Here is a 22,048-nt window from a genome sequence, read left to right as displayed (position 1 = left end):
TTTTTATAAAGTTACTATCTATAATAATATTTCTATTTTTTTGAAGAAATTCATTTTGTTCAGGTAATGACGATTCAGTAGGCTTTAGTGCCGATTCAGTCGATTGGAACTCGGTGGCCAGACCATACAGGCGCAATTTTGACTCATCATGTCAAAACAGCCATTGTATGCAAACGTCAAAAACGGCTGCGCTTAAGAAGGGGCGCACCATCATCAATCCAATTCTGAAAGACGAGGTTATATTTCTGGAAACCAGCCGCGAAAGCAATGGGGTTCAGACATTAGTTGAAGTAGTTTTAGCGCCCGGAGGAGGGAACCCCCTGCATTATCACGAGGATTTTTCGGAAGAGTTCACCTGTCTGGAAGGCGAACTGAGTATTCAACTGGGTAAACAGATCATTCGCCTGAAGCCCGGCGAGTCCGCTACTGCTCCTGTTTTAAGTAGGCATCGGTTTTTTAACCAAAGCCAGCAGCCTTGTCGGTTTCGATGCCGGATTGCACCCGGTTGCCCTGGTTTTGAACAAACGCTTCAACTAATGTATGGATTAGCCCGGGATGGTCAGGCGAATGCCCAGGGAATACCGAAAAACCCCTATGCCCTAGGGTATACAATTATGATCGGTGGGACCTGTATGACCGGCTGGATGGCGTTATTGCAACCCCTGCTACACTGGTTGGGTCGGCAGGCTATCCGAAAAGGTATTGCGGCTGAGTTACAGCGTCGTTATCTGACAATCTGGTAGTACCCTATCTAGACTAAGTTTTTTGGGTGTGCGTATTCAGTTAGCCTGCTTATCTGATTGGTCGAACCCGTATTACCTGTATTTTTGATGATAAATGATTTGTTTATCCTATGAAGCGGTGGGCTAAATTTGACCGATACGACTTGCTGATCTATTTGCTGAATTATCCCGCTGTATTCATTGCCAATTACATCATTTTTGGCCCTGCTTATTTTCAGGATCGGTCGCTGTTTCTGGGAGCTACGCTCATCGTCAATCTGTGGGGTATCATCATTTTCGTGTTATTGACCCTCTGGATGAAATATATGCGGTTTTTGTATGGCGCACCCGATCAGTTTGGTCAGCGGCTTCTCTACTCCATGCTGATGTACGTCGGCGTTATGATGTCGACAATTCTGGTTGTCTTCTGGATTTACGGCCAGCTTGGCTACCCATACAAGCCCGAAACCATTCCATGGGTATTGATGATCGGCTTCGTGACCAACGTTACATCGGCTGGTTGTCATGAATCGATATTCACCTATAATCAGTTGCGGGAAAGCACGCAGCGGGAGTATCGGTTGAAGCAGTTACATATGCAGCAGCAGATGGATGTACTGAAGCAGCAGGTCAATCCACATTTTCTGTTCAATAGCCTGAATTCGTTGCTTACCTTGATTGGCGAGAATCCCAGTCAGGCAGAAATCTTTACCGAAGAGCTAAGTTCGGTTTATCGCTATGTGTTGCGGGCAAATGAACAGGATCTAACCGATCTGGCTACCGAGCTGGATTTTATCAACTCATATACACATTTGCTAAAGACGCGCTACGGGGCTGGCTTTCAGTTGTCTATACAGGTCGATCCGCGCTTCCAGACGTTTCAACTGCCGCCGTTGACCTTACAGCTACTGGTCGAGAACGCCGTTAAGCATAACGTCGTAATGAAAAACAGGCCGCTTATGGTTGACATTCAAACCGATGGACTCGCCAATCTGCACGTTCGGAACAATATCCAGAAGAAAAAACAGGGGGTTGTCTCGAATGGCGTTGGCCTGACAAATATTCTGGCTAAGTACGAAATGCTGGGACAGCCCCGGCCATCGGTTCGCGAAGAAACGGGTCAGTTTGTAGTTGCCTTACCCCTGATTCCGGCTTAGTTTAAACCGCGAGGCCGCTACAGACGCGAGGTAATCAATAAGAAGCGTAAATAATTCGTTGCGTCCTCGCGTCGTAGCGGTTCAATTGACTGTTTAAGCCGTTGTAATACCACACGCTATGCAAGTTCTGATTATTGAAGACGAAGATTTAGCCGCCCTGCGATTGAGCCGGTTACTGGCTGAACTAGAGCCGCGAATGCGGATAGTTGAAACGATTGCGAGTGTTGAAGCGTCTGTCAAGTACCTACAAAACGAACCTGCGCCTGATCTGATCTTTATGGATATTGAGCTGGCCGATGGACAGAGTTTCGAGATTTTCGAACAGGTTCTGGTGCCTGCTCCTGTTATCTTCACCACCTCTTATGATGCGTACGCGATAAAAGCCTTCAAGGTGAACAGCATCGATTATCTGCTGAAACCCATCAAGCAGCCTGAACTGGCAGCGAGTTTGCGTAAATACCATCAACTAAATCCCCAGTCCGAACCGGCCGTGCGGCAGGAAAAAGCCATCGAAGCACTGATACAGCAGTTGCGACAGCAAACTCAGACTCCTGAGTATCGACGTCGGTTTCTGGTTCGGCATTTGTCGCAGTGGTTACCCGTTGACGTTAGCGAGATTGCCTACTTCCACTCCGAAGAGCGGGTTACGTTGTTCCGTACATGTAAAGGGCAAAAATTTTCGCTGGATTATCCACTGGACGAATTGGAAATCCTGCTCGATCCGGCGCAGTTTTTTCGGATAAGCCGACAGTTTATAGTCAGTGTCAATGCTGTACAGCAGATTCATCCGCACGCCAATCACAAACTTAAACTTATCCTCGACCCGGCCCCCGCTGAGGATGTATTGGTAAGCCGGGAACGAACAGCTGCTTTCAAAACGTGGATGGGCAAATGAAGCAGGCTATTATAATTCCTGCATCACAAAACTCTCATTCGGATTTGCCTGTACAACAAATGTCTTACTGACCGTTTGGCCGCCCGTGGTCAGCGTGAGTCGGTAGGTGCCTGTGCTTAAGTTCGAGACGTCGAATTGTTGATGCAATCCTTTCTGAAGCCCCACACTGCTCGTGTAAATAGCCTGACCATTAGCATCCAAAATGGCAAGCTGGCCTTTGGTTTGGAGCGGTTGCACGTAGAGTTTTATTTTATGGTCGTTGGTCATAACCACGCGGGTATCGGAGGCCGAAGCAGGGGCTGTCGAAGCATGGGCAAACGATGCGGTACTGGCTACCAGGCTCAGCATCAGAACAAGTACTTTTTTCATGGCTTATAGATGTTATGGTTTGTAGACCGCGTCGGCGATCTGATGGAACAAAGTTGCATCCTGCTTTAGAGGCCAGAAAATTGAAGATGACGAGTGCCCGAATTAAAGGGATGAATTTGGGTTTTTGCTAGATGAATGCACTGTTTGGGTTTGGTTGTCAATGATTTATGTTAAATATTTTTAGGATGTTTCGATGAAATTTTTGTCTTCTGATAGGCTTGCCTCCGGTCAAACCATAGGAGGGAATTGGTCAATCAGATACTAAGCACTCCTGGATGCGACGAATGAGCTTTACCCTACAATAGGTTATTCATTACCAATTGAGTTTCTAATCATCATGCGGCCTATATTCAGGCCAGCAACAGAGCGTACGTTTGTGTCGTATGAAAAGAAAAATAAGGCAATTTCTCAACGAACCCTTACAGGCACAGATTCGCGACGTGCAAATCCAGCTTCGGCAAGCCAAGGAAGATAATGTGGCTACTAAACTGGTGACGGGGGCCGTATTAGCGAAACTAGCGCGAGCGGCTAAGTCCCTGAGGGAAGCCGAATTTAAAGTATTTTCCCAGTTTGGTGATGATGGTATTATTCAGTACTTAATCAGTCATGTTAAACCCCGTGTAGATACCTTTATTGAGTTTGGGGTTGAAGATTATGAGGAAGCGAATACCCGCTTTTTGTTACTGAATGATAATTGGAAGGGGCTGATTATCGATGGTTCAGCAGCCTTCATTGATGCGATTAAGGCAAGTTCATTTTTCTGGCGTTATAGCCTAAAAGCCATTGCGAGTTTTGTTACCGCTGAAAACATCAATCAATTGCTCGTTAGTAGTGGGCTTACTGGGCAGATCGGGTTGCTCAGTATTGATGTGGATGGCAATGATTACTGGATATGGAAAGCCATCACTGCAGTTGATGCCGATATTGTTGTTATTGAATACAATAGTGTGTTTGGGGTTGAGCGGGCGATTAGTGTTCCTTATAAACCTGATTTTGTGCGTGAGCAAGCGCATTACTCGTACTTATACTTCGGCGCTTCACTCCCTGCATTATATAACCTGGCTCTTGAAAAAGGGTATGCGTTTGTAGGCTGTAACCAGGCAGGGAACAATGCTTACTTTGTCAAGCGGGAGAAATTGAATGGTATCCCCGAACTGTCCGTTGAAGAGGGCTATGTGTATTCTCGTTTTCGGGAAAGCCGAAATCAGGAAGGGCAAATGTCTTTTCTGGATGGCATCGAGCGAAGCGCCCTGCTTGAAGGGCTTCCGGTTGTTAACACAGTAACGAATAAAGAAGAAGCTTTTTGAGGTTAACGCGATCTATGAGGGTTAGTCCTTGATTAATAGGGTGTTAAGGGTCGTATGTGAGTCGGCTCAGCAGGGTATACGCCCGAATTATAATGAGCTTGTAAAGGGTCTGGAGTTGTGAGGAGTAGGGTTTAAGGAGCCAGTAGCATGTGACGATTAAGCCTTCTCTTTTATTGACTTGAAGGGAGTTTTTGTGGTGTAGTTGTCGGCCCTAAGACCTTGATAATCCCTTGCCCCACTTCCATCCGGTCAATAAAAACGACCCGCTCGTCGCCGGTTTTCGATGTCCTGGCGTGATAAACGCAAAACATCTCTTTTCTATCGGGCGAGTAAGCAATGCTATTATGCCCGGTTCCCGTAACCGAGCCCCCGTTGGGCGTGTTTTTTGCTACGATTGGGTTGTTTGCTGCTTTTTTATAGGGACCTAACGGTGAACGGGCGGTGGCATATCCAATGGCGTAATGCTGACCACCAAAATAATTGGCCGAATACATCATATAATACGTGTTTCCTTTCCGGAAAGTGACCGAACCTTCCGTCCAGCGCCGGTTTACTTCGCGAGCCGTTACGGAGCGGCTTTCCCATTCCGACTGCTTATCGTCTAGCTTTACCGGCGGTCGTAACAAGAGAACAGGCTGACCAACGACGCCCGAAAAATCAGGTTTGAGTTCGACACCGTATACCCAGCTTTCTTCAATCTGGTTGAACCATCCATTTTGGCGGGCTAAATCGGCTACTTCACTCTCGACCGGATGTTTGTAGCAACAACGCGAATAGTATAGATACGCTTTACCATTGGTGTCGAAAAAAACATTGGCATCAATGATTGGATAACCTGGATCAAAAATGGGTTTGTTCGCCAGATCAATGAAGGGGCCAGTTGGTTTATCGGCTACGGCTACGCCAATCCGGAAGTTTTCTTCCTCATGCGTTGGATTGACTTTCCATTGAGCACTGTAAAAGAGGTAGTACTTCCCCTTTACCTCGTAGACTTCCGGCGCCCAGTAAGCACCGCCCCACTTCGCGTCTGGATCGCTCCAGCCCTGAGGATTGTCGTGAAAATAGACCTGCCCTTCTCGCTTCCAGTTCACCAGATTGTTGGACGAGTAAGCAACAAATCCCTTATTGGCCCCTGCGCCTGTGCCGTACATGTAGTACTTGCCCTTCGTATGCAGAACAAACGGATCCCCAAATTGAACCGATAAGGGATTTGAATAAGTGGTTTGAGCAGGTACTCCGTTTTGCGAAGGCTGGGCTGTTGACTGGTAGCAAACCAGACTAAAAGAAACGAGAAGCAATAACAGGTTTTTTATCATGGCCATGGGTATTTCCTGAGTGCGATTCATCCATTTTTTGTAGCGTAGATCTACACAACAAATGGATGAATCAGAAATAGATTGAGAAATAAAGAGGTAACGGTCCTCGCATCGACTACCGGAAACTAACTTTTATTGAACCAGCGTTAGTGAATAGCCAGCAGATCAATCTGGAAGACAAGTATCGAATGGGCGGGAATATCTCCCTGTTGCTGATCGCCATACGCTAACGAAGGTGGTAAATACAGCGTAATTCGGCCACCCGGTGCAATGAGCGGAATCCCTTCCTGCCAGCCTACAATCAGTTGATTAAGACCAAAGCGAACATCGTCCCCACTATCGAAACGGGTGCCATCCGTTAAATGTCCCTCGTAATTGACACTGACGTTGGAGCAAACAGTGGGTTTAGCGCCACTACCCGCGTTCTGAATGGTATAATAGAATCCCCGCTTATCGGCAGTCGCCTTAATCTGTTTCGATTCGATGAATTCTTTGAGTTGAGCTACTTCCTGGTCAGGCGCCATCACCATAACTGGCGTTGGTTCACAGGGTGCCTGATTGGATGATTGACAATTCGCTAGAAAACATAGACTGACTAGCCCAATTCCAGCCGTAGTGAATAAGGTTCTGAACATAACCGCAAGGTAGGGCTTTTCTGAAAGAGTTTCTCATGGGAGTGCGCTCTTACTCATGTCCATGCAGGTTGGTTGACTCATCAGCTTCACGAAAGCGATCTTAGTCTGTTGCTTGTTGGCTAAGAGGTATAGCCTGTCCTGTTAAATGGATGGAAGTTGGTAAATCGCAAAACTTTTTTGAAAAATTATCGGCTCCTTTTTCAGTAGCGAAAACAATTTTTGCTGTAAATCGTTTTATACCTACAATCGCTGCTAGACGGGGATGCTGTGAAAAGCACCTATCTTTAGATAATAATCAGTCTAGTAAGCGAATCAAAAGCCAGGTGACTTCGTGTCGTCTGGCTTTCTTTTTGTGCTAGCGACTTGGTTCGTAACCCGTTGTTGTTATAGTCGATTTTCCGTGGCAATTGGTAAGGTATACCAGAATAAATCCGTGAGATTAAAACAATTTGTTTACTCATCGACTTCCACAACCAATTAACGATGAGTAAGCCGATGAAACCTGTTTTTCCTGTCCAACCTCCTATTTTTCCTAGGTATTGGGTTGCCCATTCCCACATAGCCTTCCTTGTTTTGACAGCTATCGGCATGCCATTTTATCCCATTCATTACGTATGCCATCCATAACACACCGATTGCACATTGCCATTCTGGGGGGAGGGCCCAGTGCTTTGTTTGTTTACAAACGACTAGTTGAATCTCGGCGGACCGATTTACAGATTGACATCTTTGAACGATCGAGCCAGTTGGGAGCCGGGATGCCTTACAGTAAAGCCGGGGCTTGCTCAGAGCATGTAACGAATGTTTCGGGTAATGAAATTCCAGAGCTGGTAACCTCCTTGCCAGAATGGATAAAAAGCCAGCCGATTGACCAATTGAAGCCATTTCAACTGGATCCTTCTACGATCAGCCCTTACCGTGTAGTTCCTCGTTTACTCTTTGGTCAATATCTGTCTGCCCAGTTTGATTTACTGCAACAGCAGGCCTTAGTGCGTGGAGTCGATACCCGGGTCCACCTCAACTGCCCGGTGATTGACATTCGCGATGAGCCAGACCGTCAGCAAACCTGGGTGCAAACCACGGACCAACACTGGCACTGCTTCGATAAGGTGATTATCTGTACGGGCCATTACTGGCCGATCCGCCACGAAGGGAAGGTGCCGCACTACTTCGATTCGCCTTACCCACCCACCAAACTGGCTCATACGTTCAATCATCCCGTTGCTATTCGGGGCGCATCGCTGACCGCCATCGACGCCATACGCACATTGGCGCGTCATAATGGCCATTTCGAGGCAGATGCTACGGATCGACTTACTTATCATCGAGCTGAAACATCTCCTGATTTCAAACTGGTATTGCATTCGCGCGAGGGCCTGCTACCCGCCATTCGGTTTCATCTGGAAGAGCCGCTCATTTCGCAGGATGATCAGCTAAGTCCGGCGCTAATTGCAGCCAATCGGCAACAAAATCAAGGATTTTTGTCACTGGATTTCGTTTTCGAAAAAGCGTTTAAAGACGCTTTCCGGCAGAAAGATCCTGCCTTTTATGCGCGCATTCGCAACCTGAACCTAGAGGCTTTCGTTGAACAGGTGATGGCCATGCGGGAACAACAGGATCCATTTGTCCTTTTTGCCAACGAATATCAGCAGGCTGAACAGTCTATTCATCAACGGCAATCCATCTACTGGAAAGAAATGCTGGCGGTATTGAGTTATGCCTTGAATTACCCCGCTAAATACTTTTCAGCGGAGGATATGCAGCGGTTAAAAACGGTGCTGATGCCGTTGATTTCTATAGTCATCGCTTTTGTTCCGCAGAGCTCAGCCCGAGAGCTATTGGCTTTGTATGAAGCCGGGTTACTGACACTCATATCCGTTGGTGCTGATAGTGAGGTGATTGCCAATCCGCAGGGTGGAGCAACCTATCAGTACCTGGATGCGGAAAACCAGCCTCAGTCGGTGTACTATCATACATTCGTGGATTGTATCGGTCAACCGCATCTGGCTTTTGAGGAATTTCCGTTCAAGAGCTTACTGACTGGTAAAACGATTAGCCCGGCCCGCTTACAGTATCAATCGGATGGGCAGGGTCGTGCTGCCTGCCAGCAAGGTCAGGAAGGAGTAGAGCTGTCTACCGATGGGAAGTATTATCTGAAAGTGCCAGGTCTAGCCATCAACGATGACTTTCAGGTTATTGACCAGCAGGGACAGCCAAACCCGCGTTTATATATTATGGCCGTGCCGCACATCGGGGGCTATAATCCCGACTACTCGGGGCTTGATTTCGCGGAAGCGGCTTCGGATCGCATTTGCCATCGGTTGCTGACCGATAATCCGAAAGCCTGATTCGATAACGGCTCGAATAACGAAACACAGCTAGTTTACCTTTATGATTGTTACCAGTAAAGATTTTGGATGGGAGGTGATCCATCAGCAGGCGCATGGCTTGCTAGCCTTTCAATTGGCCCTGCATTGGGTACCCGATAAACGACCTATTAACTGGGCAGAGACCCTGGTGGCCCTTACGGAACACGACGACGGACAGGATACATGGGAGGGACGCCACCATCTTACACAGGCGGGTGCCCCTCTGGACTTTACTATACAGCAATACTCAGTAGCGCAGGCCCACCGAATGGTAGAGATCGCTCTGGAGAAGAGTCGCTGGAACGCCCTGATGGTATCTATGCACGCTTCGTTTCTGTATGAGCCTCTTCGGAAAGAGCAGTCGGAACTGAAGGAGTTTCTGGATCAGCAGCGTAAAAATCAGCGGGATTGGTTGCGTATGATGAAAGCGACAACGGACGACGCACAGTATGCTTATGCGTTTTTGCAATGGTGCGATGCCTTTTCCTTGCTCTTATGCCAGGATAAAATACCTGTTGATGGTCGACGGTTGGAAATTAGCCGGGGGCCAGACGAGGTACCGTATTTTGTTGCCAAAGCGCCCGATAACTCGTTATGCGTCGATCCCTGGCCCTTTGACGTGGACTCCTTTGTGGTAGGCGTTGAAGCCTTTCAGTTGAACCAATTAGCCTTTAAAAATGATAAGGCGTTATATGATGCGATTCAACAGGCTGATATTCTTCGCCATGAGTGGCGGATCAGTAACAAAAAGGACTAATGGACTAATAGCCCAGGCGGCTGGACAGATCCATACCGGATCTGTTTTTACTTAGGGCAGATTCGTACAGAAAGCGAGACTGGTTTTTAGATCGGTTTCCTCATTGAAATTGATTGAGTTTTCCTTTACGTATTGCTTGACGGCCTGTTTGTTTTTAGCGAATAAATGCAGGAAACCGGCTTGGCTGGCCGGGTGAAATTTGCCATTGTTATCCCGTAGTCGGAACTCAGCTTTTTTTGAAAATAACATATCGCTATGGGCATCTAATCGGGCTAATGACCCGTTCACACCTGAATACGTAGACGTGGTTCGTATCGCTGAGGCACCCGTCGACTGTTTATAACCGCCTTCTTTTTCCCGGTCAATTAAAACCATGGTTCGTTTAATCAGCAACTGGGCTGAGCGATAGGTTGATACGAGCTGCCAATAGGTCTTTGGGTACTCGTAGTAAAACGAGTCGGGGCCGATTACGACGAGCTGAACGGTGGGGTCATTTTCCAACGCCAGCGTATCGCCAGTAGCATTGATGAAATGCATCTCATTCAACAATAGATTGTAGTTGAACCGGGCCGCCGACGACTTATTGGAGGCATAAACAAGCTTTCCCATTGTAAAAGCCGGGTATTGGTAACGGTCATTGAAGGAGAGAGAATTTGTCAGATTTTCTCCTGCTTTGACCCGGATATATTGATTGCTTTGAGCTGCAACAAGCGAATGAGCTCCAACCAACAGAAAACAAACGAACGATACAAATTTCATGGCTGAGGATAATAAAGAAGTGTAACGATGAACGCTTATCCGGAAAATAAATCCCTACGCTATTGAACCTGAATTAACTGAACGCCCAGTACCGGGCGACCATCGGCCGTAACACCCTGGATCATCACGCGCAAGGTTCGCACAACGTCCGACAGTGGGAAACGGAGTTGGCTATGCCCCTGGCTATCGGTTTGCATGAGTGGTTTCCAGTACAGTACATCCCGGTGATCGACGGGGCCAGAAAGGAGACCGGTTGGGGCCTCCGCATCGTAGCGGGGTATATAAAATTCGCGCTGCACGGATGGATAACCAATGAATTGAATCGATCTCATCCCCTCGTTGGGTTTTACGTTGCCCTGCATAGATCGTGCGCTTTTCGTGTAAAAAGCAATAACTCCGTTTCCGCCCCGAGCGCCGTATGTACCAGTTGTACTTGCACTTTTCAGTAGTTCAATGCGTTCAATATCACTTGGGCTAAAGAAAAGCAAAGCAGTTCCATCGGGGTCCTCAATGGGCAGGCCATCCATCAAATACAAGGGCTGTGAACCCATACTAAAACTAGTCGTTCCGCGTATCGATACAGTATAGGCACGCGCTACAGCAGCTCCTATCCGTTTGATGGTCACGCCCGTTAATCGCCCCTGGATCATTTCATATAGATTCTGGTAGGCTGGCGATTTCTCATCGACCACAATAACGGCATCGGCCTCAGTGTGCAAGCTACGCTGTTGAATATCCTCGGGTCTTTTATCGGATTTTTGCGCTCGCACGGTCACTTCGTTCAGCTCTTTCGCCATTTTATCGCGGTAGAAATCGGTATTTGCTTCCTGCCGAATTCGAGCTGCTTCCAGTTGCGCTTTCATCGTCGACCAGTTTGGCGCATCGGTTAGCGTACGGTGCTCCCATAGGTTGCCAGGTCTTTCCTGAACCAGAAAGGCTTCTTTAGCTGAAAGGGTATGCTGCTTACGATCAGCGATTTTCGTTAGTAATTGTACCGTATCGGCAATTGCCATCCCCGCCAGCCGGAAACGCCCCTGCTCATCAGCTACTGTTGATTTAACAAACGATTGCCGGGGGGCTGTCGCCATTATGGTGATCTGGGCGCCGGGTATTGGCTCTTTTTTAACAGTCAAAATACGACCTCTGAAGGATATACCACCAAGCGAATCCGCTTCGGGCGTGCCCCTAATCCGTCGCCAGCCCTGCGTCAGCAGCAGGTCGTCCAGCGCTCGACGGGTTTCGGCTGAGTGATTTACAACGTAGCTATTGGGGTTTTCGATACGGCCCCGAAGTTCTCCCGTTAGCAACAAGTGCGCCGACAACGTAGCGTTGGCGGTATCATCAGGCACTTGGCCTGCATCGGTAATCGATGCCGATAAAGCGGCCTGAGACGATGATCCGTTATGGCTCAGATTGATGCTCAGGATGGCCTGCTCGCGTGGCTGATACCGCTTTTTGTTAAAAGCCATTAGCACCCGTACTGGCGTAGTAAATTCGGGGACAAAAACTAGTCGCTCGGCTTGCGGTTTGGCGCTGGCATCGTACAGGGTGATTTGCGCCAGGCCCGGCAACCAGGTCATCATGGGTAAACTTACCTTTGCTACGCCATTTTGCAGAAGAATTTTTCGACTATCGACCACACGGCCATGTTGCTGAATCAGGATATACACGGAGTCGAGAGCGGCCCGGTTAGTACTTTGTAGGGTCAACGCCAGACGGGTTGTATCGCTGATCGCATCGGCGGAAAGTAGTATCCCTTCCGTTTCGGGCCTGGGTAACGGAACGCGTTGGGGCTGGTTGTTATACGTTACATCAGCGTAATAGATCCGTTGCGGCTTTGGCTCCATCGCCACACTGGTCATACCTTGCCGATTGGTCTTAAAACGAACAACCTCAGCCCCTAAATCATCGACAATACGCCCTGCTATGGGTAATCCATGACCATTGGGCTGAACAATTTTTACGCCTAGCCGCGCTGGCAATCCCGAAATCCAGCGACCACCTTCCGGAAGAATCTGAACATCAGCCTGTTGAGGGGTCGAATCACTGCGTATGGATGCGTTGGGCCGAAGCAGATTATAGACGGCTACAGACCGCTCGAACGCAGGCCGTTGCTGGGCGTCGTCTTCATCGGTATAAGCACGTAAGCGATACGTTCCTGTTAGGAGCGTATCCGACAGGCGAAAATTGCCTTCACCGCGTCCGTCAATGATACGTACCCACTGGTGTTGCACAAGCTTGCCTGCTGACGAAAGTAGATCAACATGAATAGCCGTTTCGCCACTGGCTCGCTGGTTGCTAGCCGCGTCGAGTAAATATGTACTCATCCAAAGCTGATCGCCCGTGGCGTAAAAAGGCTTATCGATGTGAACAAACACGGTAGGCGCCAGCAGCCTGAATCGCTCACTGAAAGCCGCTGCGATACGCTCCATACGAGTGTCGGATGGAGCGAGTTTACCTTTTATAGCCAATGGTTCGGTCGAAAGCGTCTCTTTCGCCATTTCGCCGGGTTTCCAATCGGCGGGTAGCATGGTCGATAGCCGGTCATTCCCCATCGAGCCTTTGACTTCCATTCCTTCAGGCATGGTAATAACCCCATCGACCGTCATTTGCAACTGACCTTTGGGTAGCCTCATTTCCGTGTAGGCGTAACGAGCATCAGGATAAGGTGAGAAACCCGAATTTGCATTCGTGTAGAATACAATTAGCTTCATTGGTGAAACCAATCGTCGTTCGGTCGATAACCGGCCGGGTTGAATTAATGTGGTAGTCTGAATGGGTACCAGCCGCTTGTAATCGTTGATCGCAGCCGAGAGGGTAATTGACCGCTGTTCCAGAGATACCATTTTGGTAACATCCTCCTGATAGACCAGAAAACCGGCCTCTTTGAACGTATTATCCGTCAGGCTAGCCATTAAATGCCGAATAGATCCTTTGTAAGCGGTCAGCCGATTCCGCTGGAAGCGGCTGGCTTGCCGTTCGTTCTCGGGTTTTAATTCGTCAAAACGGGCTGTACCCCCATAATAGGCTTCTCCTGACGTAGTGCCGTCAAACTGTTGCAGATCATAAATTAGTCGATAACCTAGCGCCTGATTGTCGATAATCAAAGGTTCAGAAGCGGTTGCATATAGATGATCTTTATCTTCTTTAAAACGGAGAACATCGCTGTTTACAAGCAGACATTGCCCGCCAAACGGCTCGCCAAAAAGTAGCTTTTTAAACTGGCGTAACTGCCGCTCTCTGTTCTTCGGATTGCCTTTTACGGTTACAGCATCTAACGTTTGCTCATTGGCTTTCAGCCGGAAATTGGCTGTTTGCGGAGACGTATTATCAAATCGGACGGTGCGTTTATCAGACTGATAACCAACAAACGAAGCAACAATCTCAACCGTACCAGGGGGAATTCCAGTAAGGGTATAGGTCCCTTTTTCGTCGGTAACAGCTCCCCGCGTTGAGCCATTGATATAGACGTTGGCAAACGGCATGGGTTTCCCCGTGGTGGCATCTACTACGGCTCCGATGAGGATGGCCGTCGGTTGACCATGAGCTAGCCGGAACGATCCTAAAAATAGAAGGGCAGTTAGCCAGACGATGAGGTACCAGTTCCGCATAGTTATTAAATTAACCTCGTTAAAAGGAGCTCTGGTAGCTAATTATACCTATGGCTATACTAGGTGGTAGGCTGTCAATAAAGCGAGTCGAGATTGGATTTTAAACCTTATATTAGCCTTTGTTTATGAGCTGTTTAACGAGTTGTGCATTACACTGTAAGAGCTTTTGCTTTCTGAATTTGTTTGATCAGGAACCTTCCGTATAATCCCTTCTTGGTAGTTGGCGACGTCTTGGCTGTTTTATGTATAACCTCCGAACATGTATTTTCTCTATTCGCTCGCTGATCAGCTATGCGTTTATAGCTGAACAAACAGTCTTTATGGCTTTTGGACAGGTTGTGCAACCCAGCAGTTCGATGCACCGCAGCCAGATTGCTTTTCAATTGTCCGAAACGGGGCTGATTACGGAGGGAATTGCGCATGACCCAAAAACCGGTATGTTTTATATTAGTAGTGTGCATGAGCGGAAAATCATCCGGTATTCCGAAAAAACGGGACCTGCTGCTTTCTCTCAGCCGGGCGATAGCCTTTGGGGTGTTTTCGGGATGAAAGTAGATCCGAAACGTCGGTTGTTATGGGCATGCAGTTCAGCATTGCCGCAGACAAAAGGGATTACAGCTACTACGAATGGACGTTCGGCACTAGTTGTATACGACTTAACCACCAGGCGGTTGAAGCGAAGATGGTTGATGCCAGATGATGGCAAAGCGCATCTGCTGGGCGACCTGACCCTGGCTCTCGATGGAGCGGTTTATGCCACCGATAGCCGTACCCCCTGGATTTACCGGCTGGAAGCGGGAGCAAGCGTAATAACCCCTTTTTTGACTGACACCTTATTTCGATCCCTTCAGGGATTGGCCTTATCCGACGATCAGAAGACATTATTCGTAGCCGATTACCGTCGTGGCCTGCTGGCTGTTGACTTGGCAACCCGGCAGGTTAGCTGTTTATCCTGCACACAATCTGCCGATCTGAGCGGTATCGACGGGTTATACTATGACCAGAACAGCCTGATTGCCATCCAAAATCGGCGTAAGCCCTATCGAGTTTCCCGGATTCGGCTGGCAAAACAGGCACTGGCCATTGAGCAGGTCGATACGCTGGATGTTGGCCATCCGCTGGCCAGCGAGCCTACGCTGGGAGTTATTGTTGGTTGTCAGTTTTATTATATCGCCAATAGTCAGTGGGATGCGTTTGATGAATCGGGCAGACCCGTACCTAATTTCCCGGCACAAAAACCAACGGTTCTGGTACTCCCGCTGAATTAGAGGCTGGTAAATAGAGCAGACTTAGTTCTGAGTTTGAACCGACGCCGTAGCATTATCAAACGTAAGTTGGGCGTTCCTTCCAAACTGAATGCTTTTGGCTGTGGCATTCGGGATGGTTATGTTCACAACATGCCCCTCCTGAAGCTGTACCACATCGCATAAGGTGGGCACCCGACCACAACTCCAGGTGGAGGCCGACGACCACAAACCCGATGCCAAACTCTGACAAGCCCCCCGCGATATGATAATCTCATCGATCCGCAACTCATCCCGGGCATTGCTGCCTACTCCCGTCCAGTAGTACTGCCACAACAACTGAACATAGGGCTTGTTGAGCACACTGGCGGGCAGAGCCACCGGACCCAGCACCTGGCTATCGCCCGCCGTGGCACTGCGTACATACTCGACGGGGTTGTTCTGGCTGTCCAGCAGATCGGTGAAGGGGCCGGAGTCGCCCACCCGGTAGCGCAGCCGGATGCGGTACTGCTTCACATTGGGGGTCACCGTACCCCCCGTCCACTGGACATAGGCCTGGTTGAGGCCACTGGTACGGATGGCCAGTAGGGCCCCGCCCAGGGTGGAGGCCACATAGCCCGGATTGGTATTGCTGTTGCCGGTGTTGATGAAGGAGAAACCGTTCTCATTGAGTCCGTTGATGCGGGTACGGCTGGTGAGGTTGTAGGCGCCGGTGACGGTGTTGGAGATGGTGGCCGACAGGGTTGGATCTTCCTGGTTCATGGAAACGAAAACCATGTTTGGGGGGTAGGTGGCTGACGGAGCTGTTGCTGGCCAGTTGGAGAGCTGGTAGTCGCAGGTGGCCAGGGAGTAGGCTGCCGGGAAGGAGTTGAAGGACTCATCCAGGTCGAAAACGGCGGTGATGCTCCGGTTGGAGGTTGGGTTGAAGGCGTATAGGGAGTCGGTGGAGATGGTGGTATTGGCTTCGGTCCATCGGACGAACTTGTATCCGGGTTTTGCTCTGGCGGTGATGGTAATGGTGTTTCCCTGGAAGTAGGTACCTGTCCATGGGTAGGGTTGCTGGGGCACGCCTACGGTAGTGGGCAGGATGGAGATGGAGTTGACTTTGACGTAGCCTCGTGTGGTGTCGGAGACGTTGAGGGTCAGGCTACGGTTGGCACTCAGGCTGAACTTGGTTCGTATGTGATCGCGGGCATAGCCAGCGCGTTGTTGAAGGAATGTATTGATGTTGCCGACATTGGTTAGCCAGCCATTATACGTATTCCCCGTTAGCCATCGTGTGAAATGCTCCGCCATATAAGGCTGGTACTGCTGTTGAATGGCTGATAGCATGGCCGTAGTTCGACTTGCTAAAAAGGTAGTATTGAGCAGATCGGCGTACCGATTGATAAAGTACGTTTTAAAAGCCGGTATATCCAGCAACCGGCGCAGAAAGAGGGTATAGGAAAGATCCGACCGTGTGACAAAATCAAGAGTATTGTTTTGCGCATTGTTTTGCCCACTTAACCCAAAATCAATATCTTTTAGCATCCATCGCCAACGGCCATCGTGTCCGCGAGGAGCGTTCGGTTGATATTGGCTGGTCTGTTTACGCCACAGAACAACATTATTGAGGGGCCAGTCGGTATTGGCTACGAAAATCTCGGCAATGTTATAGTCCGCAAAATTTTCCACATCCATCAGGGTTTGCACATACGTGTAATTGATTGGACTGGTGTTGGTCATGTAGCTATTTAAGGCCGAGAAGCTCGTTAGGGTCCCCTCAGATGCCGAGAAGCCGTTCGCAATCTCTACCATATCCACACTATCGGCATCTACGCCATAATTGCGATTGATATAGAACCGATCGTAGCGTTCATATAGTGTATGAACCCCCCAGTATTCACCGTTTAGGAAAAGCGCAGCAGGACGGTTCGATTGTGTATCAAATTTCAGATGCCGAACCATTGTTTGCCCAAATGCATCAATCAGTGTGGTATAATCCCAATCGTTGCCGCCGTTACGAAGCAGGAGTCGGTTGTAAAACAAGGAGGGCGGACGGTTGTCGAAGAAAGGGTATTCGAAGTCACTGCTTCCATAAACCCGAAGGCTCTTGCGGGGAACCGAGCGAGAACATCCCCCATTAATGCGCAGGCCCACAAGCTGATTGCTGACCGAACGATTATCGACAAAAATTTCGGCATTTCCTGGTCGTTCCCAATCATCGCCTTCGTTATCGAAATTGGCCGTCGTACAAAATCCGGTGCCAGCATTGGGATTGGCGGCTCGCCAGTTATCGAAGGTTTTACCGGCTGTATAAATACCCGTGTTATAATCGAACAGGTGCTTCTCGGTCAGTGCCAGAGTAACAACGGGTATGTTATACCGGGGGAGCGTAGGCGAGACGAAGTAGGTTTGCGTGACAATATCACTGGGTAAAGCGTTGGCTTTGTAGGCCAATGCGCGTACTACGGTTCCTTTGAAAACCGGACTTGTAGGAACGTAGGAGGCCGAGGAAGAGGCTGTTGAGGACTTTATGGATAGTTTGTTCGCAGCATTACTACGGTCAGAGATAGCCAGTGTAGTGGAATAGGGAAAAGTTCGGTATGTTTCGGTTAAGGTAGGGCCGTAGGGTTGGCCTGGTTGCTGTGGGTAACTATTCTTATAGGTAAAGCTGACCGCGTTCGGTTTGGTCGGATCGGGGTCGGACCCATCCAGTGTGTAGTAGATGGTTACGGTCGGATCGGGCGAACTCAGACTTAACGCAAATCCGGTGCTGTAAAACCCTCCTGTATGTGAAAAGACAGGTGGGTCCAGCACTTGAGCATAGCCAGTTTTTCCGTTGTTAGATGCCTTTGGACTGCTGTTGGCTTTCTGAAAATACAGCCAGGTGGCACTGCCGTTGGGCTGACGACCCCAGGAAATGTCAGCCCGCTGTGGCCCAAAACTCAGCGTATCCACCACCGTGGTGCCGTCTGGACCATACAAGCCCAACTGCTCCCCATTGGCCGACAGGCTGAAACCAAGATGATCGGCTCCCCGGCTGGGCTCCCCGCTGGCCCACACCAGCAGAAAGCCATTGGCGGGAATAATGGTTTTGGAGGAACCGGTCACGAACTGGTATTTGGTGGGGTTGGCCAGGTTGTCGGTGATGAAGTAGCCAGCGATATTGACCGAGAAGGAGTTGGGGTTATAGATCTCCAACCAGTCTTCGAAGGCGCCGGTGGGGTCGGCCAGGGTGGTCTGGTTGGAGGCCATCAACTCATTGATATAGAGCTGTTGACTTTGGGCCGAAAAGGATATACCTATAAACAGGCATAGAGTTGTGAGAATAATATGGTGCTTCATCATGGTTGAAAGTGTGGATATCTTTCAGCCATGATGAAGGCAATAATTATACCATACTAATAAATGATAAATTAATGTATATTTACATATTACTAACTTATGATTTACAAATATAGAGAAATAGGACTCGCTTAAGGAGGGGTTTCTGGCTAAATTTCAGTATGGCGACGCTTAATTTCCTCCCTGAATAAATAATGAGGCTGTTGCATTGCTATATATTAGCTGGGCACCCGTACCGAACTCTACTCGTTTTGCCGTTGCATTAGCAACCGAAATGTTCACAACATGCCCCTCCTGAAGCTGTACCACATCGCATAAGGTGGGCACCCGACCACAACTCCAGGTGGAGGCCGACGACCACAAACCCGATGCCAAACTCTGACAAGCCCCCCGCGATATGATAATCTCATCGATCCGCAGCTCATCCCGGGCATTGCTGCCTACTCCCGTCCAGTAGTACTGCCACAACAACTGAACATAGGGCTTGTTGAGCACACTGGCGGGCAGAGCCACCGGACCCAGCACCTGGCTATCGCCCGCCGTGGCACTGCGTACATACTCGACGGGGTTGTTCTGGCTGTCCAGCAGATCGGTGAAGGGACCGGAGTCGCCCACCCGGTAGCGCAGCCGGATGCGGTACTGCTTCACATTGGGGGTCACCGTACCCCCCGTCCACTGGACATAGGCCTGGTTGAGGCCACTGGTACGGATGGCCAGCAGGGCCCCGCCCAGGGTGGAGGCCACATAGCCCGGATTGGTATTGCTGTTGCCGGTGTTGATGAAGGAGAAACCGTTCTCATTGAGTCCGTTGATGCGGGTACGGCTGGTGAGGTTGTAGGCGCCGGTGACGGTGTTGGAGATGGTGGCCGACAGGGTTGGATCTTCCTGGTTCATGGAAACGAAAACCATGTTTGGGGGGTAGGTGGCTGGCGGAGCTGTTGCTGGCCAGTTGGAGAGCTGGTAGTCGCAGGTGGCCAGGGAGTAGGCTGCCGGGAAGGAGTTGAAGGACTCATCCAGGTCGAAAACGGCGGTGATGCTCCGGTTGGAGGTTGGGTTGAAGGCGTATAGGGAGTCGGTGGAGATGGTGGTATTGGCTTCGGTCCATCGGACGAACTTGTATCCGGGTTTTGCTCTGGCGGTGATGGTAATGGTGTTTCCCTGGAAGTAGGTACCTGTCCATGGGTAGGGTTGCTGGGGCACGCCTACGGTAGTGGGCAGGATGGAGATGGAGTTGACTTTGACGTAGCCTCGTGTGGTGTCGGAGACGTTGAGGGTCAGGCTACGGTTGGCACTCAGGCTGAATTGCTGTCGTATATGCTTTCGGACGGAATCGGGACGAACCTGTAAAAAATTCATCATATTTCCGATATTCCCCAGCCAGTCGCTATAACTGGTGTTCGTCACCCATCGGTCAAAGTGCTCCGCCATGTTGGGCTGGTACTGCTGTTGCATGGAGGTAAGCAGAGCTGTGGTTCGGGTGGGGTTAAAGGTGGTGTTGAGCAGGTCGGCAAAGCGGTTGATGAAATAGGTTTTAAAGGCTGGTATAGCAAGCAATCGTCGTAAATAAACTGTGAATTCAGCATCCAGACCCGTATCCAGCGCCGTTGGAAATAGGTTTTTCTGCGCATAATTCTGCCCGGTTATTCCCCAGTCGAGATCCCGAATCATCCAGCGCCACCGGCCATCGTGTCCGCGAGGAGCATTGGGTATATATTGACTGGTTCGTTTACGCCACATCGAGAGATTATTGTGGGGCCAGTCGGTATTGGCAACGTAAATCTCCGACATCTGATAATCGGCGAAGCTCTCTACATCCATCAGGGTTTGCACATAGGTGTAATTGACCGGGCTGGTATTCATGAAGTAGTTCTTCAGAGCGGTAAAGTTGGTTAGGTCGCCCTCGGTAGGCTCGTAGTTATATTGCGATACTTCCACCATATCGACACTATCGGTAGCTACGCCATAGTTCTGGTTGATATAGAATCGATCGTAACGTTCGTAAAGATTGGAGACGCCCCAATATTCACCGTTAAAAAACAGGGCCACAGGACGGTTCGATTGCGTGTCGAAGGGAAGATGCCGAACCATCGTTTGCCCAAACGCATCAATCAGTGTGGTATAATCCCAATCATTACCACCATTACGGAGCAGAAGCCGGTCGTAAACAACACTGGTTGGCCGATTGTCGAAAAAAGGATAGTCGAAGTCACTACTGCCATACAGACGAACGCTTTTCCGGGGGACTGAGCGGGAGCAACCGCCATGCGTTCGCAAGCCTATTGGCTGGTTGATAACCGAAGCGTTATTGATAAAGAATTCGACATTGCCTGGTCGTTCCCAATCATCACCTTCATTGAAAAAATTTCCAGTTGTGCAGTACGAAGTACCTGCACTGGGATTGGCTGCCCGCCAGGTATCGAACGTTTTACCAGCTGTATAAATACCCGTGTTGTAATCGAACAGGTGCTTCTCATTCAAGGATACCGAAACAACGGGTATGTTATACCGGGGAAGTGTAGGCGAGACGAAGTAGGTTTGCGTGACAATATCACTGGGAATCGCATTGGGTTTATATACAACAGCCCGTACCACAGTGCCTTTAAAAACTGAACTTGTGGGAAAATAGGTGGGTGTATAATTCCAGGTCGATGATTTGACGGATACTTTATTAGGTGAGCTGGTTCGGTTGGTAATCGCTATCGTTGTGGAATAAGGGAAGGTTTGATAGGAGCCTGTCAGTAGCGGACCAGTGGATTGGCCCGGTTGTTCGATATAACTGTTTTTATACGTATACGTAACCGAGTTGGGGTTCGTTGGGTCGGGGTCGGACCCATCCAGTGTATAATAGATCGTTGCCGTTGGATCGGATGCGGTCAAAGCCAGATTAAAGCCCGTCGAATAAAAGCCTCCAGCCTGTGAAAAAGTTGGACTCGCCAGCACTTGAGCGTAGCCAGTTTTTCCGTTGTTAGATGCCTTTGGACTGCTGTTGGCTTTCTGAAAATACAGCCAGGTGGCACTGCCGTTGGGCTGACGACCCCAGGAAATGTCAGCCCGCTGTGGCCCAAAACTCAGCGTATCCACCACCGTGGTGCCGTCTGGACCATACAAGCCCAACTGCTCCCCATTGGCCGACAGGCTGAAACCAAGATGATCGGCTCCCCGGCTGGGCTCCCCGCTGGCCCACACCAGCAGAAAGCCATTGGCGGGAATAATGGTTTTGGAGGAACCGGTCACGAACTGGTATTTGGTGGGGTTGGCCAGGTTGTCGGTGATGAAGTAGCCAGCGATATTGACCGAGAAGGAGTTGGGGTTATAGATCTCCAACCAGTCTTCGAAGGCGCCGGTGGGGTCGGCCAGGGTGGTCTGGTTGGAGGCCATCAACTCATTGATATAGAGCTGCTGGCTTTCAGCGGAGAAGTTGATACACAGAAAAAGGATGGTGAGGGCGATAATTGTTTTCATAAGCGTTACTACTCGTACTACCCAAGCGATACATAGTCAATAAGTGCCTGGATAGCGGGTTTAATTGGATGAAACGTACGGACATTTTAACAGGATGCTTTAGTGACATGGCTATCTC

14 protein-coding genes are annotated in these 22,048 nt (G+C 49.4%); 7 read left to right on the top strand and 7 right to left on the bottom strand.

Annotated elements, in window-relative coordinates; all coding sequences use genetic code 11:
* Window positions 1–167: 167 nt before the first annotated feature.
* From B5M13_RS23215 to B5M13_RS23205, 3 genes are all read left to right on the top strand, one after another.
* On the top strand, window positions 168–743 hold the full coding sequence (locus B5M13_RS23215; protein WP_080057937.1) for a cupin domain-containing protein: 576 nt from the start codon (window positions 168–170) through the stop codon (window positions 741–743).
* Between the two features lie 110 nt (window positions 744–853).
* Window positions 854–1,879, top strand: a complete 1,026-nt coding sequence (locus tag B5M13_RS23210; protein WP_080057936.1) for a sensor histidine kinase — start codon at window positions 854–856, stop codon at window positions 1,877–1,879.
* A 118-nt stretch (window positions 1,880–1,997) separates the two neighbouring features.
* Window positions 1,998–2,774 (top strand): LytR/AlgR family response regulator transcription factor, encoded by a 777-nt coding sequence (locus B5M13_RS23205; protein WP_080057935.1) that lies wholly within the window; start codon window positions 1,998–2,000, stop codon window positions 2,772–2,774.
* Window positions 2,775–2,783: 9 nt separating this feature from the next.
* Here the strand turns inward: B5M13_RS23205 and B5M13_RS23200 are convergent, their stop codons facing one another.
* Window positions 2,784–3,143: a T9SS type A sorting domain-containing protein gene (locus tag B5M13_RS23200; RefSeq protein WP_080057934.1), complete on the bottom strand. Its 360-nt coding sequence runs from the start codon at window positions 3,141–3,143 to the stop codon at window positions 2,784–2,786.
* A gap of 383 nt (window positions 3,144–3,526) precedes the next feature.
* Between B5M13_RS23200 and B5M13_RS23195 the strand changes: the two genes are divergently transcribed.
* On the top strand, window positions 3,527–4,450 hold the full coding sequence (locus B5M13_RS23195) for an NADH dehydrogenase (RefSeq protein ID WP_080057933.1): 924 nt from the start codon (window positions 3,527–3,529) through the stop codon (window positions 4,448–4,450).
* Window positions 4,451–4,620: 170 nt separating this feature from the next.
* On the opposite strand, the gene B5M13_RS23190 is transcribed toward B5M13_RS23195, so the two are convergent.
* Together B5M13_RS23190 and B5M13_RS23185 are read right to left on the bottom strand one after the other, a co-directional pair.
* Window positions 4,621–5,796 (bottom strand): glycoside hydrolase family 43 protein, encoded by a 1,176-nt coding sequence (locus B5M13_RS23190; RefSeq protein WP_245859449.1) that lies wholly within the window; start codon window positions 5,794–5,796, stop codon window positions 4,621–4,623.
* A gap of 116 nt (window positions 5,797–5,912) precedes the next feature.
* Window positions 5,913–6,401, bottom strand: a complete 489-nt coding sequence (locus B5M13_RS23185; protein WP_080057932.1) for an FKBP-type peptidyl-prolyl cis-trans isomerase — start codon at window positions 6,399–6,401, stop codon at window positions 5,913–5,915.
* A gap of 614 nt (window positions 6,402–7,015) precedes the next feature.
* Between B5M13_RS23185 and B5M13_RS23175 the strand changes: the two genes are divergently transcribed.
* Both B5M13_RS23175 and B5M13_RS23170 read left to right on the top strand, forming a co-directional pair.
* Complete coding sequence (locus B5M13_RS23175; RefSeq protein WP_080057930.1) at window positions 7,016–8,749, top strand: FAD/NAD(P)-binding protein; 1,734 nt, start codon at window positions 7,016–7,018, stop codon at window positions 8,747–8,749.
* A 43-nt stretch (window positions 8,750–8,792) separates the two neighbouring features.
* Complete coding sequence (locus tag B5M13_RS23170) at window positions 8,793–9,527, top strand: DUF3891 family protein (protein ID WP_080057929.1); 735 nt, start codon at window positions 8,793–8,795, stop codon at window positions 9,525–9,527.
* A gap of 51 nt (window positions 9,528–9,578) precedes the next feature.
* Here the strand turns inward: B5M13_RS23170 and B5M13_RS23165 are convergent, their stop codons facing one another.
* Both B5M13_RS23165 and B5M13_RS23160 read right to left on the bottom strand, forming a co-directional pair.
* A complete protein-coding gene (locus B5M13_RS23165) occupies window positions 9,579–10,286 on the bottom strand; it encodes a hypothetical protein (protein WP_080057928.1) in 708 nt (235 codons plus the stop codon).
* Window positions 10,287–10,345: 59 nt separating this feature from the next.
* The gene (locus tag B5M13_RS23160) at window positions 10,346–13,897 is read right to left on the bottom strand and encodes a carboxypeptidase-like regulatory domain-containing protein (RefSeq protein WP_080057927.1); all 3,552 of its coding nucleotides are present in this window, start codon (window positions 13,895–13,897) and stop codon (window positions 10,346–10,348) included.
* 242 nt (window positions 13,898–14,139) lie between these two features.
* On the opposite strand from B5M13_RS23160, the gene B5M13_RS23155 reads away from it, so the two are divergent.
* Window positions 14,140–15,165 (top strand): SMP-30/gluconolactonase/LRE family protein, encoded by a 1,026-nt coding sequence (locus tag B5M13_RS23155; RefSeq protein ID WP_080057926.1) that lies wholly within the window; start codon window positions 14,140–14,142, stop codon window positions 15,163–15,165.
* A gap of 21 nt (window positions 15,166–15,186) precedes the next feature.
* Here B5M13_RS23155 and B5M13_RS23150 read toward each other — a convergent pair whose 3' ends face one another.
* Window positions 15,187–18,471, bottom strand: a complete 3,285-nt coding sequence (locus B5M13_RS23150; RefSeq protein WP_080057925.1) for a CotH kinase family protein — start codon at window positions 18,469–18,471, stop codon at window positions 15,187–15,189.
* Between the two features lie 168 nt (window positions 18,472–18,639).
* Entirely contained in the window at window positions 18,640–21,930 is a 3,291-nt protein-coding gene (locus tag B5M13_RS23145) for a CotH kinase family protein (RefSeq protein WP_080057924.1), read from the bottom strand.
* Window positions 21,931–22,048: the final 118 nt, after the last annotated feature.

The organism is Spirosoma aerolatum (assembly GCF_002056795.1).
GTDB lineage: Bacteria > Bacteroidota > Bacteroidia > Cytophagales > Spirosomataceae > Spirosoma > Spirosoma aerolatum.
Note: the sequence above shows the minus strand (reverse complement) of the source record. Positions and strands in the feature narration are given on the sequence as shown.

Coding starts and splice junctions, on each gene's coding strand:
- B5M13_RS23215 (WP_080057937.1), top strand. CDS start 168: ATGCAAACGTCAAAAACGGCTGCGCTTAAGAAGGGGCGCACCATCATC.
- B5M13_RS23210 (WP_080057936.1), top strand. CDS start 854: ATGAAGCGGTGGGCTAAATTTGACCGATACGACTTGCTGATCTATTTG.
- B5M13_RS23205 (WP_080057935.1), top strand. CDS start 1,998: ATGCAAGTTCTGATTATTGAAGACGAAGATTTAGCCGCCCTGCGATTG.
- B5M13_RS23200 (WP_080057934.1), bottom strand. CDS start 3,143: ATGAAAAAAGTACTTGTTCTGATGCTGAGCCTGGTAGCCAGTACCGCA.
- B5M13_RS23195 (WP_080057933.1), top strand. CDS start 3,527: ATGAAAAGAAAAATAAGGCAATTTCTCAACGAACCCTTACAGGCACAG.
- B5M13_RS23190 (WP_245859449.1), bottom strand. CDS start 5,796: ATGAATCGCACTCAGGAAATACCCATGGCCATGATAAAAAACCTGTTA.
- B5M13_RS23185 (WP_080057932.1), bottom strand. CDS start 6,401: ATGTTCAGAACCTTATTCACTACGGCTGGAATTGGGCTAGTCAGTCTA.
- B5M13_RS23175 (WP_080057930.1), top strand. CDS start 7,016: ATGCCATCCATAACACACCGATTGCACATTGCCATTCTGGGGGGAGGG.
- B5M13_RS23170 (WP_080057929.1), top strand. CDS start 8,793: ATGATTGTTACCAGTAAAGATTTTGGATGGGAGGTGATCCATCAGCAG.
- B5M13_RS23165 (WP_080057928.1), bottom strand. CDS start 10,286: ATGAAATTTGTATCGTTCGTTTGTTTTCTGTTGGTTGGAGCTCATTCG.
- B5M13_RS23160 (WP_080057927.1), bottom strand. CDS start 13,897: ATGCGGAACTGGTACCTCATCGTCTGGCTAACTGCCCTTCTATTTTTA.
- B5M13_RS23155 (WP_080057926.1), top strand. CDS start 14,140: ATGTATAACCTCCGAACATGTATTTTCTCTATTCGCTCGCTGATCAGC.
- B5M13_RS23150 (WP_080057925.1), bottom strand. CDS start 18,471: ATGATGAAGCACCATATTATTCTCACAACTCTATGCCTGTTTATAGGT.
- B5M13_RS23145 (WP_080057924.1), bottom strand. CDS start 21,930: ATGAAAACAATTATCGCCCTCACCATCCTTTTTCTGTGTATCAACTTC.